General features: G+C 44.2%; 1 pseudogene. It reads left to right on the top strand.

Going from position 1 to position 321, the window contains the following annotated elements:
• Nucleotides 1–321: pseudogene (locus AB4585_RS29720) on the top strand (hypothetical protein); the annotation flags it as partial.

Below are 321 nucleotides of genomic sequence, written 5' to 3'. Positions count from 1 at the left end.
GTCGATTTATATGAAGAGTGCGCAGGTATTACTCCGAAAAGCATCGCCGAAGTTGATCAGGATTCAGTGCCCGTGGTGATTGTAGACCCCGATGGAGAAGAAATCACAGGTTATATCTTTGCGGATAACTACTTTGAGCTGTATATCAACGGAACACTTATCGCCGTTGACAGCGTTCCTTTTACGCCGTTTAACTCTAGCATTGTGAAATTCAAGGTAAGCAAACCCTACACGATTGCGGTCAAGGTGATTGATTGGGAAGAAAACCTTGGATTAGGGTCTGAAAACAATAGAGGTAAGGCTTTTCATCCAGGAGATGGG

It is taken from the genome of Vibrio sp. 10N.222.49.C9 (genome assembly GCF_041474985.1).
GTDB lineage: Bacteria > Pseudomonadota > Gammaproteobacteria > Enterobacterales > Vibrionaceae > Vibrio > Vibrio crassostreae_C.
The sequence above is the reverse complement of the archived record's forward strand: the minus strand, read 5'-3'. Positions and strand labels throughout refer to the sequence as shown.